The sequence below is a fragment of the Campylobacter sp. CNRCH_2016_0050h genome (assembly GCF_025772605.1).
In the GTDB taxonomy this organism is placed as follows: domain Bacteria; phylum Campylobacterota; class Campylobacteria; order Campylobacterales; family Campylobacteraceae; genus Campylobacter_D; species Campylobacter_D lari_D.
In genome coordinates, this window is sequence record NZ_JAKMSK010000003.1 from 85,060 (window position 1) to 103,885 (window position 18,826).

The window sequence follows — 18,826 nt, forward strand, 5'->3', positions numbered from 1 at the left end:
ATTTTATAATCTATTTTTTAAATTTATTAAATCGATTTCAAAAATTTCAAGTAATTTTTCATTAAATTTTTTATAATTACACGAGAGCTTTTTTATAAGCTCAAAACTTCTTTTTTTATCTTTGTAATTTCGCCATAAAATTTCTTTATTTTTGTTTTCATATCTACCATTTTCATTAAATTCATAGCGGTATGTACATTCTTTCGATACAAAAAAGCTCTCGCTTAGCATAAAATTTATATAGTTAAAAAGCACATCTTCTCCATAGCAAAGCCTCTCTTTAAAATCGACATGCTCAAAACTTTTTAAAATCAAATTTTTCCTATATACTTTCGCCCAAACACTCCAACAAAAATGCTTTTGTTTAAGTAAAAATTCCAAAAATTCATCTTTTTTAAAAAGTTCATCTTGTTTAAATCTATAAAATTTCTTAAATTTCACCCTATGTACATATGCATCAAACACTACCATATCTACATTTTTGATTTTTTCAAGTCCAACTTCACAAGCGTTAAGCTCTAAATAATCATCAGGATCTAAAAACATAATGTAGGGTGAGCTTGAATTTAATACACCTATATTTCTACTAGCAAAAGTTCCTAAATTCTCTTCATTATGTATGATTTTTATCCTATCATCTTTACTAGCATATTCTTTAGCTATATCTATACTTTTATCATTGCCAAGGTCGTCTACCACAATGATTTCTATATCTTTAAAAGTTTGTTTAATACAACTTTCTAATGCTCTAGCAATATACTTTTCCACATTATAGGTTGGTAGTATGATGGAAATTTGACTCATTTTAGCTCTTTATTTTTTGATATAATTATAGCTTTTATTTTTAAGGAAAATTATGAATATTTTTATCAACCTTCCTACTTGGCTTGGTGATGCGGTGATGGCTAGTGCAGCTATTTATGCTATGAAAGAAAAATACCCTCAAGCTAAATTTACTTTTTATGGTTCTTTTGTAAGCACAGAGCTTTTTAAACGCTTTGAAAATGCTCAAATTTTAGTAGAAAATAAAAAGCAAAGATATAGGCAAATTTTAAAAGCTAGAAAAAACCTTGGTAAATTTGATCTAGCTTTTTCGTTTCGCTCGGCATTTTCAAGCAAGATCATTTTAAATCTAATCAAAGCAAAAAAAAGATTTTATTTTGATAAAAATATTCTAAAAGAAGAACACCAAGTCTTAAAATACTTAAATTTCATAGAAAAAGCCTTAAATTTTAAAGCCACTTCAAATGCTTTAAAACTCCCTATAAAAGCAAAATCAACTCAAAAAATCTTAGGTATAAACCCGGGTGCGCATTTTGGAAGTGCGAAAAGATGGGAAGCGAGCTATTTTGCAAGGGTAGCAAAAGAATTTAGCTCAACTCATCAAATTTTAATCTTTGGAGTAGAAAGTGAGAGAGAAATTTGTGATGAAATTGAGTATTTTTTTCTAAAAGAAGGTATCAAATCAAAAAATCTTTGTGGCAAAACTAGTATTTATGCTTTATGTAAAAATATTTCTATGCTTGATTTGCTCATCACAAACGATAGTGGTCCTATGCATATAGGTGCAGTTTATGGGGTGAAAACGGTGGCTATTTTTGGCTCGACTAAATTTAGTCAAACCTCGCCTTGGCAAGAAAATGCTAAAATAGCACATTTAAATTTAGCTTGTATGCCTTGTATGCAAAAGGTCTGCCCTTTAAAACACCACAAATGCATGAAAGACTTAAAGCCTGAAGTGGTAATAAATTTAGCAAAAACATTTTTTTAGCATATTTTTCTTTGTGATTTGGGTTTAAACCTCTTGCAAAAGCTTGATAAATGTGTTAAACTTAACAATCATTTTTAATCAAGGAGCTTTTTATGACTAAAGCAGATTTTATTTCTCAAGTTGCTCAAACTGCTGGGCTAACTAAAAAAGATGCAACTGCAGCTACTGATGCAGTAATCGCTACTATTACTGATGTATTAGCTAAAGGTGATAGCATTAGCTTTATTGGTTTTGGTACATTTTCTGTAGCTGAAAGAGCTGCTAGAGAAGCTAGAGTACCAAGTACTGGTGCTACTATCAAAGTACCTGCTACTAAAGTTGCTAAATTTAAAGTAGGTAAAAACCTTAAAGACGCAGTTGCTGCTGCTAAAACTGCTAAAAAAGCTAAAAAATAATTCTTTGCGCAAAAGTTAAAAAACTTTTGCGTTTTTCTTCATAGTTAAGTATTAATTTTCTTTTGATATTGTTTTTAAAAATATTAAAGGAAGACAATGTCAGTTTATAATAATATCTTAGATTGTATAGGTAATACCCCGATTATTTCTTTAAAAGAATTTGCTCCAAATCTTTATGCTAAATGCGAGTATTTTAATCCAAGTCATTCTATAAAAGATAGAGCGGCTGTGGAGATGATAAAACAAGCTTTAAATGAAGGTAAAATCAATCAAGAAACAACCATTATAGAAGCTACAAGTGGAAATACCGGCATAGCTTTAGCAATGATTTGTGCAAGCTTAAAGCTTAAACTTATCATAGCTATGCCTGAGTCTATGAGTATTGAGCGTAGAAAAATGATGAGTTTTTTTGGTGCAAAGCTAGAGCTTACTCAAGCAAGTAAAGGCATGCAAGGAGCGCTTGATAGAGCTAATGAGCTTTTGAGTGAAATTCCAAATTCGTTTATGGTAAGTCAATTTGAAAATATCAACAATAAAAACGCACATAGAAAAAATACTGCTTTAGAAATTTTAAAAGCTTTGCCTGATCTTGGTATTTTTTTAGCAGGTTTTGGTACAGGCGGGACTATTAGCGGGGTAGGAGAAATTTTAAAAGAACACAATCCTAATGTCAAAATCATAGCCTTAGAACCCGCATCTTCGCCACTTTTGAGCCAAAATACCGCTGCAAGCCATAAAATTCAAGGTATAGGTGCAAATTTTATCCCTAAAATTTTAAATCAAAAAATTATAGATGAGATAGTTTGTGTAAGTAATGAAGATGCTATAAATACAGCCTTAGAGCTTGGTAAAAACGGCATAATGGCAGGAATTTCAAGTGGCGCAAATGTATATATGGCTAGAAAAATTGCTTTAGAAAACCCTGATAAAAAAGTCTTGACTATGTTAAATGATACAGCCGAGCGATATTTGTCAACTGATTTATTTGCAAATTTATAATTAGGAGCGTGTATGAGTCAAAATAATGAGCATTTTGATTTAGATCTTGAAAGGGCGATTTTAAGTTCTTGTATATATAGTGAAGATTCTTTTTTTAGTGTTTCTTCGGATATTGAGATTAATGATTTTTCGCTCAAAGCTCATCAAGATATTTATAAAGCTATTTTAGCTTGTGTGAATGCAGGCGAGCCTATAAGTGCAAGTTTTATAAGAAAACATAAAAAAGTAGATGAGCAAATTTTAGCTGAAGTTTTAGCTACTACTTCCATAGCAGATGTGAGTAAATACGCTTATGAATTAAGAGAAAAATCCATTAGACGCCAACTTTTAAATTTTGCTTATACTATACCTACAAGGGTAAATGAAGATAAAAGCATTTCTCAAATCTCAGATGAAATAGGCAAAGAAATTTTTAATCTTACAAACCGTGTAAATAGTAATAGTATTAAGGATATGACTATGGTGATGTCTGAGCTTATGGATGAGTTTAAAAAGCAAAAAGAAGCTGAAAATAAAGATATTTTGGGACTTGATACAGGTTTTAGTGAGCTTAATAAAATGACAAAAGGCTTTAAACCTGGCGATCTTGTAATCATCGCAGCACGCCCTGGCATGGGAAAAACTACAATTTGTTTAAATTTTATAGAAAAAACACTAAGGCAAAATAAAGGTGTTGTAATGTTTTCACTAGAAATGCCTGCTACGCAAATCATGCAAAGATTAATCAGTGCAAAAACTTCCATTCCTTTGCAAAAAATTCTAATCGCAGATTTAAACGATGATGAGTGGAGTAGGGTAGGTGATGCTTGTAATGAATATGCGCAAAAAAATCTTTATATTTACGATAGTGGTTATGCTAGCATAGCAGACATTCGTTCAATTTTACGCAAAATCAAGGCTCAAGATGAGAGTATTGAGCTTTGTGTAGTTGATTACATCGGTCTTATGATGAGTAACTCAGCTTTTAATGATAGGCATTTACAAGTGAGTGAAATTTCAAGAGGTTTAAAGCTTTTAGCAAGAGAATTAAATATGCCAGTAGTGGCACTCTCACAGCTTAATCGTTCATTAGAAAGTAGAGCAAATAAACGACCTATGCTTAGTGATTTAAGAGAAAGTGGCGCTATAGAACAAGATGCAGATACGATTTTATTTGTATATAGAGATGAGGTTTATAGAGAGCAAGAAGAAAAAGAAAGAGAAAATAAAGCTAAAAATGAAGGCAAAACTTATGAGAGAAAATTTATGCCAAATCCTGTGCAAGAAAAAGCTGAGCTTATTATAGGTAAAAATAGAAATGGTCCTGTAGGGCATGTGGATTTGCTTTTCTTAAAAGAAAAATCGTGCTTTATTGAAGCTCCAAAAGAAGATTTTATAGTTACCAATTTTGAAGGTTAATTTAAAGAATAGCGATAATCGTTTTGTATAAAAAGCTCTAAATCTTTAAAATCAATTTTTCCCATCAGCTCTTTTACGAGCTGTTTGTATATTATTTTTTCATCTTTAACTATAAAAGCTGATCTTGCCAATAATCCTGCAAATATACTATCATGTATTAATACTCCATAATTAGTGCCAAAATCTTTAAAGGCAAAGTCACTTGCAACTATGATATTATCAATTCCTTCAGTCGCACAAAAACGATCCATAGCAAAAGGTAAGTCCATGCTAATAACAATCACTTCAATGTTTTTTATAGATGCCAATCTTTTGTTAGTTTCTTTAGCTTGTTTGGAACATACTTGAGTGTCTAAGCTAGGAAAAGTTAGTAAAATTTGAGTTTTTCCAGGTGGTGCTATTTCTACTGAGGCAAGATTTTTAGTTTTTAAAGTCACTTTTGGAGCATTATCGCCAATTTGTAGTTGATTTCCTGTGAGTTTTATGTTTTGTTTTTTATATATAATGCTTGACACAATTTTCCTTTTTATAATAAAATCATCTTAGCTAAGAGTAAAAAGCTGAAAAAACCCAAACCATCAGTAATTGCAGTAATCACAACACTTGAACCTACCGCAGGATCAATTTTAAATTTTTTCAAAGTTAATGGCACAAAAGAGCCTACAAAACCGGCTAAGGCTAGATTGATTAGCATTGACAAAGCTATAACAAGTCCTAAAAGGGCTGTTTTAAACCATATAAAAGCTATAATACTCATAACGCTAGCAAATATAAGCCCATTTAATAAAGAAATTCCACTCTCTCTTAATATAACTTTTTTAGCATCTTTGAATTCTACTTCATTGAGTGAGAGTTTTCTAACTGTTACCGCTAAGGCTTGTGAGCCTGTGTTACCTCCCATGGAAGCTACAATAGGCATAAGTACTGCTAGAGCTACAAGTTGTTCTATTTCACCTGAAAAAAGACTGATGATATTAGCTGAAATTAATGAAGTTGTAAGATTAATCATGAGCCAAAAAGCTCTTGCTTTAGCTGCTTTAAAAGCACTTTCTTCTTCAACATCTGCATCAACTCCGGCTAAATTATAAATTTGCTCTGTTGCATTTTCTTGGATTAAATCATGAATATCATCATAAGTAATTCTACCCAAAAGCACTCCATCGTCATTTATAACAGCCAAAACACTTAAATCATAATCTTCTACTATATCAATAGCCTTTTGTATATCTTCATGATCTTTAATGCTATAACATTTATATTTTTCATTGTTGTTTTTAATAATATCTGCAAAACTTAGTTTAAAATCCCAAAGCAAGAGATCGCTTAGGTTGATAGCATTGCAAAGTTTTCCTTGTTTATCTATGATATAAACTTGAAAAATTTGATCTACTTGTCCTGAATGCTTTAAAATTCTATATCTTTTAATGGCCTTTTCTATACTTTCATTAATAGAGGCTGTGAAAATTTCTGTTTGCATATAAGCACCAGCAGTATTTTCATCATAATTTTTAAGGCGTAAAATTTCTTCTTTATCTTCTGAACTTAAGCGGTTTAAAATAGCTAAAGTTTTTTGTGGATTTAGCTCTTCAAAACGCTTAATTAAGTCTGTTGCATCATCACTTTCAAGCTCTTCTACTGCTTTTGCAATCTTTATAATGCTTAAGTTTTCTAAAATATCTTCTAAGATATGTTCAGGCGTTATAGTAGCTACATTTGCAAGTGTGTAAGTATCAAAAGATTTAAGAGTTTTTAAATAAAGCTCTTCATCATGCCTTTTGATAGTTTTTAAGGCTTCATTGATTTCATAGGTACTTTGATCTTTGAAAGTATTTTTTAAAAGTTCTTGTGCTTCTAAAAAATCATTCATCATCTCAAAGCTCCATAGAATTTTCTATATTTTGTTCTTTTGGTGGATTTTTATAATTTTCATCAATGCTTTCCAAGCGGTTTTCATACTCTTTTGCCATTTTTAAAAATTCTTCTTTGTTTTTTCCACTTAAGCTTGATTTTGGAATTTTAACTATAGTTTCAGGATTAATTGCTTTATTATTTAGATAAAGTCCAAAATGCAAATGTGGCCCAGTACTCATACCAGTAGAGCCTACATAAGCAATCACTTGTCCTTGCTTAACTTTTTGTCCGCGTTTGATTTTTGCAAAGCGACTAAGATGAGCATATAAAGTCATATAGCCTGACATGTGTTTTACTTGTACAACCTTACCATAACCACCTTTTGTCCCAACAAAGCTAATCGTTCCATCTCCTGCACTTTTAACTGGAGTACCCGTTGGAGCTGCATAGTCAATACCTAGGTGTGCTCTATAGCGTTTTAATATAGGATGGTATCTTGCTCTAGTAAAACGATCTGAAATCCTTGTATATTTGACAGGTTTAGTTAAAAAGAAATTTTCAAGCTCTTTTCCTTGAGCATTATAATAAGAATCTTTATATAAAAATACAGAATATTCTTTACCTCTAATATTAGCTAAAGCTGCTTGGATATTAATATCGCCAAAAAGTCTTCCTAGTCTTCTTTTTTGCTCATAAATTAATACTACACTATCGCCTTTTCTAACATTTTTAAAATTAACACTATTTTTAAAAGCTCTTACCATAGCTCTTGCTAAGGTTACGCTACCACTTTCATCATAAACATCTTGATAAGCTGAATTGTTAATAGCTACGCGAATAGTTCTTTTTTCTTTGGTATAAGAAATTGGAGTAAAACTTAATACGAATTTATTTTCAGTGTTTTTGTAAATATGAATTTGTAAATCATCACTGATTGGGATTAAAACCTGTTCTAATTCTCCTTGATCATCTTTTAACATTTGGTATTTAATACCACTTGCAATTTCTGCACTTAGTTCTTTATCTTCAGCATCAAGATTATAGTATAAATTTAAAGGTATGGAGTGATCTTGTAAAAAATCAAGTAAAGTTTTGCCATTCTCCCAAGAAAGTTCTTCAACACTTGAAATAGCAAAAAGTTTTATCGATATAAGTAAAGATATGAAAATTTTTTTCATGGTATTTTAAAGCCTTCTAAAATTTAAACATAAATTTGTATTTTACTTAATTTTTCTTACAATTTTGTAAGGAAAATACAATATAATTTAATTTTTACACTTTTTTAAGGAGTATCAGTTGTCAAGAATTATTTTAATGCTTTGTTGTTTTTTAGTATTTTTGCAAGCTAAAAATTTTGATTTAATACAAACAAAACTTGAAAAAGTAGATGATATTTATGGTTATATAAAAGATGATCCTAGAATTTTATTGCACTCAAGTGGTATAGTTGTGCATGAAATTGATACACAAAAATCAATTATTGCAAGAGCTAGTGTGATAGGGCGTGAAAATGGCTTAGTTAAATTACAATTTAAAGTTTTTGATATGCTAGCTCAAGATGCTATGCCTTTACCAAATGTATTGCCACAAGTAGGCGATAAAATAGTTTTAAATTATTTATATGATAGAGCCTTGATTATAGCTCCTGATAAAAATGTGTATGATTTTATAGCTCAAAAATTAAATGGACTTTATTTTTTACACCCTGATTTATTTGGTGCTCATATGATACAAGAATACCGCCAAACTCCAAGAAGATCAGATTTTAGATCTTTTTGTTCAAAAAATGCTGTTGGGCTTTTAGTGGTAGCTTTAGAAAATAAAGCTGAGATAGTTGATTGTCAAGATTTTGGCAAGATAGAAGAATTTAACATACCTCAAGCTCAAAGTTTGCAAATTCCATTTTATTCAAGAATTACAGGTTATAAAAGCGATATTTTTAGCTTAAATGATGAAGCAATTGGAAATTATTATGTATATTATGAAAAATTAATTAGCTTAACTAGAGAAAAATAATGCAAGAAATCCATCAAAAATTTTTTCAAGATCTTTTAGGGGTTGAAAATGCTCATTTTGATCCTATCCACAAAAGAGCGTATAGTTATGATGCTACTAAAAAGCATTATTTACCTGATGGAGTGCTTTTTCCAAGAGATGAAAATGATATTAGTCAAATTTTAAAATATTGTAATGAAAATAAAATCATCGTTATTCCTAGGGGCTCAGGTAGTGGATTTACCGGTGGAAGCTTAGCTATTAATGGTGGAGTAGTGTTAAGCTTTGAAAAACATATGAATAAAATTTTAGAAATTGATCTTGAAAATTTAGTTGCAGTAGTGCAGCCTGGTGTGATAAATATGGCTTTACAAGAAAAAGCAAAAGAATATGGTTTATTTTATCCACCTGATCCTGCTAGTATGGAGTATTCTTCTTTAGGGGGGAATGTAAGCGAAAATGCAGGGGGTATGAGAGCTGCTAAGTATGGTATAACTAAAGATTATGTAATGGCTTTAAGAGCTGTTTTACCTAATGGAGAAATCATTAGAGCAGGTAAAAAAACTATAAAAGATGTAGCTGGTTATAATCTAGCTGGAATTTTAATAGCAAGTGAGGGATCTTTGGCTGTGCTTAGTGAGATTACTTTAAAACTAGTAGCTTTGCCAAAGTTTAAAAAGACAGCTATGGGGATTTTTAACAGCATTGATGAAGCAATGAATGCAGTTTATAAAACTTTAGCTAAAGGTGTGACTCCTGTATCTATGGAATTTTTAGATCAATTAAGCATACAAGCATTAGAACAAAAATTCCAAAAAGGCTTACCTATGGATGCGGGTGCGATTTTAATCGCTGATGTAGATGGCAATGTAGAAGAGGCTATTGAAGCAGATTTAAAAATTTTGCAAGAGAGTTTTTATGAATCTGGCGTAAGAGAGTTTAAAATAGCAAAAGATGAGCAAGAAGCAGCCAATATTTGGTTTGCTAGAAGAAACTGCTCTCAAAGTATAGCAATGTATGGAAATTTAAAGCTTAATGAAGATATTACAGTGCCGCGTTCAAAACTACCTGATCTTTTAAAAGGCATAGCTGAAATTTCTAAAAAATATGGTTTTAAAATCCCTTGTTTTGGTCATACTGGCGATGGTAATGTGCATACTAATGTAATGGTAAGTGATAAAAATAATCCTGAGTTGGTTAAAAAAGGTTACGAAGCTGTAGAAGAGGTGTTTAAGCTTACAGTTTCTTTAGGTGGAACTTTAAGTGGAGAACATGGTATAGGCATTTCAAAAGCTCCTTTTATGAAGCTTGCTTTTAGCGAAGCTGAAATGGACTTGATGAGAAATATCAAAAAGGCATTTGATCCAAATAATATACTTAATCCTTTTAAAATGGGACTTTGATGAATTTTAAAAACTTCATAAAAATTCTTTTAAGCATAAGAGATAAAGAAATTTTAAATTATGCTGCAGCTTTGAGTTTTTATACTATTTTATCTTTAATACCGCTTTTATTTTTATGTTTTTGGGTTTTTACTCAAATTCCAAGTTTTGAAATATATCAAGAAAGAATTAAAAATTTAATTTTTACTTTTTTAATCCCAACTCAACAAGAATTAATAACACAATATATTAACACTTTTTTAAAAAATAGTGTCAATCTTGGTTTAATTGGTCTTTTAGCTATGGCTTTGACTTCTTTAGCATTTTTTTCAGGTTATGATTATGTTATTAATAAGCTTTTAGAAGAAGACTCTAAAAGTCTTTGGCATAGTATAAGTTCTTATTGGACTTTGGCAACATTAACTCCACTTGGACTTGGAGTGAGTTTTTACATTTCAGGTTTTATACAAAAAACCTTAGATGATTTTAATATTGCTTTGAATTTTTTTGAGATTTTACCTTATGTGATTATATGGGCTTTGTTTTTTACATCTTATTCAAGTTCAGTGAGTAAAAAAGGTGATTTAAAAACTTTGCTTATTAGTTCTTTTGGTGCTTCTGTGATTTGGTATATTTCTAAGATGATTTTTGTATATTATGCCGTATATAATAAAACTTATTTAAATGTATATGGTTCTTTTTCTGTGATATTGTTTTTCTTTTTGTGGATTTATATTTCTTGGATTATTTATCTTTTGGGTTTAAGGGTTTATTTGATTTTAAATCAAGAAAATAAAGGGAATAAAACCAAGAGAAATTACAAAAAGAGCTAAATAACGATGAAAAATAGCCATGAAGGATAAAAATATATAAATAAGATAAATTTCTAATGGTATATGTAACAATATACTATTTAATTTAAAATCAAATAATGCTAATAATATTTCATCTAATACATCTCCATAAGATAATAAATGCAGTAATAAACTTATAGGGTAAAATAAAGCAAATAATATGCTTAAAGGTATACCTAAAAATTGTTGAAAACTAATAAGTGGAAAAAAATATAATACAGGAATTATCATTGCTAAAAAAGTCCAAAAATTTATAAAAATAATATGAATATAATTTTTTGAAAAATTATCTTTAAAATGATGTAAATATAAATAAATATAAAATACTCCTAAACTTGAAAACAAAAAGCCAACGCTAAATAATAAATTTGGAAATAAGCTTATACATAAAATTACACTTAAGAATAAAAATTTAAAACTCAAAATTTTAATATTTTTGCTAAATAGATAAAAAGCAAAAATACTCATACATAAAGCTCTTATATAAGAAGGGCTAAAGTCTATTAAAAATATATACAAAATTAAAAGCAAGAAAGCAAAAATACTAATATCAAGTTTTAAACTTCTATAAGGAAAATATCGTTTGTGAAAAAAGGTATATAAAGGAGCAAAAATCAAAAAGCAAAAGCTAAATAACAAGCCCAAATGATATCCACTAATAGCAATTAAATGCGCGATATTGTAAAAATTTACATCATTTCTAAGCTCACTTGATACATTTTTTGCAAAAAATAAAGCCCCGTAAAATTCTTTGATTTTTTCATTTTGATGTTGATTTAAAAAATACTCCACTAAGATATTTTCTTTTTGAGTATTGGTTTTATGAAAATCATAACTTGGCACAAAAAAATTTTTACTAAGATAATCTTTAAAGTTAATATTTTTAGTAATAATCCTAAGATTTATAATATCATTTTTACTTAAATTTAGATCTTTAAAACTAGTAGTGTAAAAAACAAAATCAGAATTTTTAATTTTAAAAACTTGGTATTTTTTACCTTTTTTATTAGTTTTTTGATAGCTAGATATAATGATATTATTTTTAAGCAATAAATGTTTTGTGAGTTTAAAATTTTGGTATTTTTTATACTCATAAATGATATTTAGGCTAAAAATTGCTAAAAAACATAATAATAAAATTAAAAATTCTCTATAAGAATCTTTTATAGAGAATTTTAAATTCATTTTTTCTTAGAAAAGCGTGATAAGTATAGCCATATAATAAAAATTAAAGTGATTATAAAGGCAGGTGCTATATAAGGATGATTTGAAAAAATTTCAAAAGCCTCCTTTAAGGTGTTTCCAAAAATAAATCCAACATAACCAAGTATTATAGCCCAAATTAAACTAGCTAGGGTATTGATGATAAAAAATCTTACAAAGCTAAATTTGCAAAGACCTGCTGCTATAGGAATGATAGTTTTTACCCCGTAAATAAATTTTTGCACTACTAAAAGTAAATCTCCATATTTTTTGATTTTTATCATAGCAAGCGCGATTTTTCTTCTATGATTTTTAAAATAAGGCATTATGTCTTTTTTATAATATTTTCCTAGAATAAATAATAGGGTTGAACCTATGGTATTAGCCAAAAAGGCTAAAAATATACATAAATGCAAATCAAGTTTAGTTGAACTTGCACAAAGTACCCCGGCAGCAAGTATGGCCATCATTCCTCCACCAAAAGAATAAAAAAATAAAATCAAATAACCATAAGTGCTAAGATTATCAATCATTTCTTGCATGAAAAACCCTATCTTGCAAAATCAACAGCTCTAAGCTCTCTGATGACATTAACTTTTATTTCACCAGGGTATTGAACTTTTTCTTGAATTTCTTCAGCTATTTCTTTAGCTAAAAGTACAGATTCATCATCATTGACTAATTTTGCATTAACAATAACTCTAATTTCTCTACCAGCATTAATAGCATAAGCTTTTTTAACCCCTTCTTTACTTTTTGCTATATCTTCAAGTTCGCTAACTCGTTTCAAGAAGGCCTCAAGCACCTCACGCCTTGCTCCAGGGCGTGCAGCGCTTAGTGTATCTGCTGTACAAACTGCAGCTGATTCTATACTTGTAGCCTCTTCATGTCCATGGTGAGCATAAATTGCATTAATCACTATAGGATGTTCTTTGTATCTTTTGCAAAGTTCAGCTCCTAAATCTACATGAGAACCTTCAAATTCATGCGTTAAAGCCTTGCCTATATCGTGTAAAATTCCAGCTCTTCTTGCCAGTTTTTCATCGCCACCACACTCAGCTGCTATGATTCCAGCTAAATGCGCTACTTCCAAAGAGTGTGCTAGAGCATTTTGTCCATAACTTGCTCTATATCTTAATTTTCCTATTAATTTAACAATTTCAGGATGGATATTATTAAGTCCTAAATCCATTACTATAGTTTGACCTTCTTCTAAGATATTATCCTCAAATTCTTTGCAAACTTTTTCATGAATTTCTTCTATTTTTGCAGGTTGTATTCTACCGTCTTCAACTAAAAGTTCAATCACCTTTGTAGCAATGGCGCGTCTATAAAGATTAAAACAACTTACTATAATTGCTCCAGGCGTATCATCTATGATAATATCAACACCCAAAACCATTTCTAAGGTTTTAACATTCCTCCCTTCTTTACCTATAATGCGTCCTTTTAGCTCATCATTTTTGATATTTACTACATTGATCAACCTTTCAGCAGCGAATTCTCCTGCAAATCTTGAAGTAGCTTGTGCTAAGATAAAATTAGCCTTTCTTTTGGCTTCATTTCTAGCCTCTTCTTCGTATTTTCTAACAATATGAGCAATTTCAGCTCTTGAGGTTTCTTCTACTTTTTGCAAGACTATACTTTTTGCCTCTTCTTGTGTGAGACCAGCTGAATGTTCAAGAATTTTTAAAACATCATTTAACTTTGTTTCGTAGCTTTGTTTTAAATTTTCATTCTCTTCATGCAAAGCTTTTATAGTTTGCTGCTCTTTTGCTAATTTGTTTTTGTTTTCTTCATGAAGCTTTTCTTGATAATGAAGGTTTTGTTCTTTTTTGTTGAGTTCTTCTAGCTTAATAGAATGCTCTTTTTGTAGTTTTTGAATTTTTTCATCAAATTTTTTCTTTGCTGCAAATTCAGCCTCAGCAACTGAATTTTTAGCATCTTTAAGTGTTAACTCAGCTTCATATTCAATGGCTTTTGCTTTTGCTTTTGCTTGCTCTAAAAAGATATTGAAATTTGCATCATTAATCTTTTTGGTGACTATATATCCAATCCCTCCGCCTATGAAAACGGCTATTAATGCGACTAATATTTCTATCATTGTTTTTAACTTTCCTAAAATATTTTTTATAAGGGTTTATATAAAAATTTCCTTTTATATCATGGTCTTGACTAAAAATTTGATGAGATTTTGCATCCATCATTTGTGTGAAAATAACTAAAGGTTTTTTATAAGAAATATTTTCAAAAAACCTATCGTAAAATCCTTGGCCATGACCAACTCTTCCTAATTTTGCATCTACTCCTATAACAGGGATGATTGCAACATCTATACGAGTTTGCAAAAAAGAATCTTTTGGTTCATATACCCCAAAACTCTTTTTATCAAGAGCTAACCTTAATTTTACTACCTTTAAACTTTTATCTTGCATAAATGGAACAAAAATTCGGTATTTTTTTGTTAAAAAATGTCTAAATTTATAAAGATTAATTTCATATTTTAAAGGAATATATATAAGGATATTTTTGTAATTTTTACAAGATTTTAAAATTTTATTTACTTCTTGAAAAACTAAAAAATCTCTTTTGTATTGAAATTTTAGTTTCGATTTCATTTTAAATTTCTGTTTTATTCTAAAGTCATTTTTTATCAAAGCTTTCCTTGGTTTTTTAACTTTTTATGTTATACTTTTAAGCTTAAAAAATCATAAGGATATGACTTGAAATTTAAAATTTTTTTAGCAATTTTTGCTATGATTTTTTTTACTTCATGCTCAAGTGATAAAGAAAATTCTAGTAATGAAAATACTGATAATGCAAGTTTAAGTCAAAGTGAAAATACTGATTTTACTTTGAAATTTTTAGATGGTAGAAAAATGTATGTGAAATACCATGAACAAGAATTTAATTTTGATGATACAGCAAAAGCTAAGTTGTTTGTATTTTTTACAAGTTGGTGTGAGCCATGCAAAGCTGAAATTCCACATTTAAATAATTTAAATAAAAAATATCAAGATAGATTTGAAGTCATAGCGCTTTTTTTAGAAGAAGATAAAAAACAAGAATTATTGGAGTTTATACAAAAAGAAAAGATGAATTTTTCTTCGGTTTTAGGAGAGAATAGTTTTATTTTTTCTAAAGTTTTAAATATCAGCTCTATTCCAACAATGGTTTTATTTAATGCAAAGGGCGAAAAAGTTAAAGAGTATTTAGGTTTAATTCCTGAAGAAATGTTAGATATAGATATACAAAAAGCGATAATGTAATGTTTGGATTTTTAAAAAATGGTTTGAAAAAAACCTTAGAAAGTATTCATTTAGTTAAGGCTTCAAATAAAATCATTACTAAAGATTTGCTTGAAGAAATGCTTTTAGAAGCTGATGTGGCGTATGAGATAGTTGAAGAGATTATTTACTATCTTCCTCCAAGTGATGAGGTTAAAAAGGCTGATTTAGAGCGTGTTATGGGGACTTATTTTATTTATGATAAGCCAGAACTTGCTAATGCTAAGCCTTTTGTGGATTTGATTTTAGGTGTAAATGGGGTAGGTAAGACCACAAGCATTGCTAAAATGGCACATTTGCATAAAGAAAATGGTGAAAAAGTCATACTTGGAGCATGTGATACTTTTAGAGCAGGAGCTATAGAGCAACTTAAACTTTGGGCTCAAAAACTTGATATGGATATCATTGCTACTTCTCAAGGACATGATCCTTCAGCTGTTGCTTATGATGCTATATCAAAAGCTTTAACAAAAGGATATGATAGAGTTTTGCTTGATACTGCAGGGCGCTTACAAAATCAAAAAAATTTAGCAAATGAATTAGAAAAAATTGTTCGTATTAGCGCTAAAGCGATGCAAGGAGCTCCTCATAGAAAAATCCTTGTGCTTGATGGCACTCAAGGTGTAGCAGGAATTTTGCAGGCAAAAGCTTTTAATGATTTAGTAAAACTTGATGGAGTGATTATTACAAAACTTGATGGAACTGCCAAAGGTGGAGCTTTATTTAGTATAGCAAGAGAGCTTGAACTTCCTATTTTATATGTAGGAGTAGGGGAACAATTAGGACAAATTCATGAGTTTAACCCTAGTGAATATGTTAAAACTTTAGCTGAAGAGATTTTTGCTTAATTTATGGCTAAAAAACACATTTTATTTGAATGTCAAGCTTGTGGAAATCAACAAAGTAAATGGCTAGGCAAATGTCCTGAATGTGGTTCTTGGGATAGTTTTGTTGAGCTAAAGCAAGAGCAAATTAAGGTTTTAAAAGAGTTAAATTCACTCTCAAATACTCCAAGTTCTGCAGTATGTATAAATGATGTTATAGCAGAAAATTTCACACGCATTAGCACTGATGATAATGAGCTTGATTTAGTTTTAGGTGGTGGGCTTGTTGTGGGTTCTTTGGTGTTAATTGGGGGTTCACCTGGGGTTGGAAAATCCACACTTTTATTAAAAATTGCTTCGAATTTGGCTAAAAGTGGTAAAAAAGTGCTTTATGTAAGTGGCGAGGAGAGTAAATCTCAAATCAAACTGCGTGCGGATCGTTTAAATGCAAATTGTGAGAATTTATTTTTACTTACTGAACTTTGCTTAGAAGATATTTTAAGTGAGCTTTCTAAAAAAGATTATGAAATTTTAATTATTGATTCTATTCAAACTTTATATTCTAATAAAATTACTTCAGCAGCAGGTAGTATCACTCAAGTTAGAGAAATTACTTTTGAATTAATGCGCTATTCTAAGGCTAATAATATTAGCACTTTTATTATAGGTCATATTACTAAAGATGGAGCTATAGCTGGACCTAGAATTTTAGAGCATATGGTAGATGTAGTGCTTTATTTTGAAGGCGATGCCAATAAAGAAATAAGAATTTTAAGAGGCTTTAAAAATCGTTTTGGAAATATTTCCGAAGTTGGTATTTTTGAAATGACTTCCAAAGGCTTGATTAGTGCTAAAGATATAGCTAATAGATTTTTTACGCGTGGTAAAGCAGTAAGTGGTAGCGCTTTGAGTGTAGTGATGGAAGGAAGCAGAGCTTTAGTGCTAGAAATTCAAGCCTTAGTTTGTGAGAGTGCTTATCCAAAGCGTAGTGCAACAGGCTATGAAAAAAATCGTTTAGATATGCTCATAGCTTTACTAGAGAGAAAGCTTGAAATTCCCTTGGGACATTATGATGTTTTTATTAATGTAAGTGGTGGGGTAAAAATTAGTGAAACTGCAGCAGATTTAGCGGTGGTTGCAGCAATTATTTCAAGTTTTAAAAACCGCCCTTTGAGTAAAGATAGTGTTTTTGTGGGTGAGCTTAGTTTAAATGGTGAAATCAAAGAAGTATTTTCACTTGATGTGCGTTTAAAAGAAGCTAAAATGCAAAAATTTAAAAATGCCATAGTACCTGTAAAACCTATGGAGGAACTTGGCTTAAAATGTTTTGTAGCTAAAGAATTGCGTGAGGTTTTAGAATGGATGTAAAATTTGATGTAATCATTATAGGTTCAGGTCTTGGAGGCTTAAGTGCAGGCGCTTTTTTAGCTAAAAATGGAAAAAGGGTTTTAGTTTTAGAACAGCATTCTTTAATTGGTGGTTGTGCTACTTGTTTTAAAAGAAAAGGCGCTTTGATTGATGCGGGACTTCATGAGATGGACCTAGGTGAAGCAAAAACTGATATGAAGCATTTGGTTTTTGAAAAACTTGGTATAAAGGATAAAATTGAAATTTTACCTTTACCAAGTGCATGGAGTATTAAAAGTAAAAATTATAATCTAACTTTACCTCATGGTATAGAAAAAGTAAAAGAAGTTTTGAAAAAAGAATTTCCGCAAGAGTGTAAAGGTATAGATAAATATTTTAAAGCTATAAAAACGCAAGCTTATGCTATTCGAAGATTTCCTTGGGATTTAAAATTAAGTGAGTTGTTGTTGTTTCCTTTTGACACTGCTTGGATATTTATTAAAAATAGATTGTTTAATAAAAAAGTTTATGATGTTTTAAATGCTTATATTAAAAATGATAAGCTAAAAAAGATTTTAAATGCAAATATGAGTTATTATCATCATGATAGTAAAGAATTTATTTTCAGTTTTCATGGCATTGCTCAAAAGCATTATTATGATGGTGGGGTGTATATTAAAGGTGGCTCGCAAGCTTTAAGTGATGCTTTGGCTGAGGTTATCAAAGAAAATCAAGGGCAGGTTTTAGCTAAGGCTGAAGTTGTTAAAATACTCACAAAAGAACAAAAAGCTTATGGAGTAGAATACATTCAAAATAATCAAAAATATACCATCCATGCGCAAAATATCATCGCAAATTGCGATCCTTTAATCGTATATAAAGACTTGCTTAAAGAGTTAAGTTTAACCCAAGAAATCAAAGCAATAGAATCTAAAAAGCGTGCTTGTTCTTTAGTGAGCGCTTATTTTATTTATGATAAAGATATTTCTAAAATTTATGAAAATATGGATTATTGTAATTTTATATTTGAAGATGATTTTTTAAATAGTTCATATGAAAACACTAATATTTTAAAACTAGATATTAAACAAAGGCCTATGGCTTTTGTGAATTATTCTAAGGTTGATAGCGGCTTAGCTAGTGATAAATACATAGGTGTTGTAGCTTTTAGTTCAAATTATCAAGAGTGGGATTTAAATAAGCAAGATTATAAAGCTAAAAAAGAAGAAGTATTAAAAGCCATAGTGCAAAGGCTTGATGAGATTTTTCCAAATTTAAGTTCACACTTAATCCATCAAGAATTAGCCACGCCAAAAACTATACAAAGATATACTAAAGCTTACGAGGGTACAATTTATGGATTTTCTCAAGATCAAGAAGGGGTTAAATATAGATTGCATTATAAAAGTAAAAGTATAGAAAATTTATATTTTGCTAATGCTTTTATATTTCCTGGAGGTGGTTTTACAGGTGCGATTTTGGGTGGATATTTTTGCGCTAATAAAATGAATTTTCATTAA

19 protein-coding genes are annotated in these 18,826 nt (G+C 29.9%); 11 read left to right on the plus strand and 8 right to left on the minus strand.

What is annotated here, in order from left to right:
* Positions 1-3: 3 nt before the first annotated feature.
* Entirely contained in the window at positions 4-804 is an 801-nt protein-coding gene (locus tag L8X28_RS02425; RefSeq protein WP_263665427.1) for a glycosyltransferase family 2 protein, read from the minus strand.
* Between the two features lie 52 nt (positions 805-856).
* Here L8X28_RS02425 and waaF point away from each other — a divergent pair, with 52 nt between their 5' ends.
* From waaF to L8X28_RS02445, 4 genes are all read left to right on the plus strand, one after another.
* A complete protein-coding gene (waaF, locus tag L8X28_RS02430) occupies positions 857-1,771 on the plus strand; it encodes a lipopolysaccharide heptosyltransferase II (RefSeq protein WP_263665428.1) in 915 nt (304 codons plus the stop codon).
* Between the two features lie 92 nt (positions 1,772-1,863).
* A complete protein-coding gene (locus tag L8X28_RS02435) occupies positions 1,864-2,166 on the plus strand; it encodes an HU family DNA-binding protein (protein WP_039619003.1) in 303 nt (100 codons plus the stop codon).
* 96 nt (positions 2,167-2,262) lie between these two features.
* The gene (cysK, locus tag L8X28_RS02440) at positions 2,263-3,165 is read left to right on the plus strand and encodes a cysteine synthase A (RefSeq protein WP_263664830.1); all 903 of its coding nucleotides are present in this window, start codon (positions 2,263-2,265) and stop codon (positions 3,163-3,165) included.
* A gap of 12 nt (positions 3,166-3,177) precedes the next feature.
* Positions 3,178-4,563, plus strand: a complete 1,386-nt coding sequence (locus L8X28_RS02445; RefSeq protein WP_257938844.1) for a replicative DNA helicase — start codon at positions 3,178-3,180, stop codon at positions 4,561-4,563.
* On the opposite strand, the gene tpx is transcribed toward L8X28_RS02445, so the two are convergent.
* The 3 genes from tpx to L8X28_RS02460 are packed head-to-tail and all read right to left on the minus strand — an operon-like array spanning position 4,560 to position 7,592.
* Positions 4,560-5,078, minus strand: coding sequence for a thiol peroxidase (gene tpx, locus L8X28_RS02450; protein ID WP_263661219.1), 519 nt, complete (start codon positions 5,076-5,078; stop codon positions 4,560-4,562). The two genes, L8X28_RS02445 and tpx, sit on opposite strands and share 4 nt — an antisense overlap.
* 11 nt (positions 5,079-5,089) lie before the next feature.
* Positions 5,090-6,433 (minus strand): magnesium transporter, encoded by a 1,344-nt coding sequence (gene mgtE, locus L8X28_RS02455; protein ID WP_133319709.1) that lies wholly within the window; start codon positions 6,431-6,433, stop codon positions 5,090-5,092.
* 1 nt (position 6,434) lies between these two features.
* On the minus strand, positions 6,435-7,592 hold the full coding sequence (locus tag L8X28_RS02460) for a M23 family metallopeptidase (RefSeq protein WP_263665429.1): 1,158 nt from the start codon (positions 7,590-7,592) through the stop codon (positions 6,435-6,437).
* Between the two features lie 127 nt (positions 7,593-7,719).
* Between L8X28_RS02460 and L8X28_RS02465 the strand changes: the two genes are divergently transcribed.
* From L8X28_RS02465 to L8X28_RS02475, 3 genes are read left to right on the plus strand one after another with little or no spacing between them, the layout of a single operon-like run.
* Entirely contained in the window at positions 7,720-8,430 is a 711-nt protein-coding gene (locus L8X28_RS02465; RefSeq protein WP_412175521.1) for a plasminogen-binding N-terminal domain-containing protein, read from the plus strand.
* Entirely contained in the window at positions 8,430-9,812 is a 1,383-nt protein-coding gene (locus L8X28_RS02470; RefSeq protein WP_133319706.1) for an FAD-linked oxidase C-terminal domain-containing protein, read from the plus strand. The genes L8X28_RS02465 and L8X28_RS02470 overlap by 1 nt, the downstream gene beginning before the upstream one ends.
* Positions 9,812-10,624 (plus strand): YihY/virulence factor BrkB family protein, encoded by an 813-nt coding sequence (locus tag L8X28_RS02475; protein WP_220566327.1) that lies wholly within the window; start codon positions 9,812-9,814, stop codon positions 10,622-10,624. Before L8X28_RS02470 ends, L8X28_RS02475 begins: the two co-directional genes overlap by 1 nt.
* Here the strand turns inward: L8X28_RS02475 and L8X28_RS02480 are convergent.
* The 4 genes from L8X28_RS02480 to L8X28_RS02495 are packed head-to-tail and all read right to left on the minus strand — an operon-like array spanning position 10,571 to position 14,505.
* Entirely contained in the window at positions 10,571-11,830 is a 1,260-nt protein-coding gene (locus tag L8X28_RS02480) for a ComEC/Rec2 family competence protein (RefSeq protein WP_263665430.1), read from the minus strand. The genes L8X28_RS02475 and L8X28_RS02480 overlap by 54 nt on opposite strands.
* Positions 11,827-12,390: a DedA family protein gene (locus tag L8X28_RS02485; protein WP_263665431.1), complete on the minus strand. Its 564-nt coding sequence runs from the start codon at positions 12,388-12,390 to the stop codon at positions 11,827-11,829. The genes L8X28_RS02480 and L8X28_RS02485 overlap by 4 nt, the downstream gene beginning before the upstream one ends.
* A gap of 8 nt (positions 12,391-12,398) precedes the next feature.
* Entirely contained in the window at positions 12,399-13,952 is a 1,554-nt protein-coding gene (gene rny, locus L8X28_RS02490) for a ribonuclease Y (protein WP_263665432.1), read from the minus strand.
* Complete coding sequence (locus L8X28_RS02495) at positions 13,876-14,505, minus strand: 5-formyltetrahydrofolate cyclo-ligase (RefSeq protein ID WP_263665433.1); 630 nt, start codon at positions 14,503-14,505, stop codon at positions 13,876-13,878. Before L8X28_RS02495 ends, rny begins: the two co-directional genes overlap by 77 nt.
* A gap of 66 nt (positions 14,506-14,571) precedes the next feature.
* On the opposite strand from L8X28_RS02495, the gene L8X28_RS02500 reads away from it, so the two are divergent.
* Genes L8X28_RS02500 through L8X28_RS02515 form a run of 4 tightly spaced genes read left to right on the plus strand, consistent with a single transcriptional unit; the run spans position 14,572 to position 18,826 of the window.
* A complete protein-coding gene (locus L8X28_RS02500) occupies positions 14,572-15,117 on the plus strand; it encodes a TlpA family protein disulfide reductase (protein ID WP_133319700.1) in 546 nt (181 codons plus the stop codon).
* Positions 15,117-15,983 carry a signal recognition particle-docking protein FtsY gene (gene ftsY / locus L8X28_RS02505; protein WP_263665434.1) on the plus strand — a complete coding sequence of 289 codons (867 nt, stop codon included), beginning with the start codon at positions 15,117-15,119 and terminating at the stop codon, positions 15,981-15,983. The genes L8X28_RS02500 and ftsY overlap by 1 nt, the downstream gene beginning before the upstream one ends.
* Positions 15,984-15,986: 3 nt before the next feature.
* Positions 15,987-17,327, plus strand: coding sequence for a DNA repair protein RadA (radA, locus tag L8X28_RS02510; protein ID WP_258108000.1), 1,341 nt, complete (start codon positions 15,987-15,989; stop codon positions 17,325-17,327).
* Positions 17,318-18,826, plus strand: a complete 1,509-nt coding sequence (locus L8X28_RS02515; RefSeq protein ID WP_263665435.1) for a phytoene desaturase family protein — start codon at positions 17,318-17,320, stop codon at positions 18,824-18,826. The genes radA and L8X28_RS02515 overlap by 10 nt, the downstream gene beginning before the upstream one ends.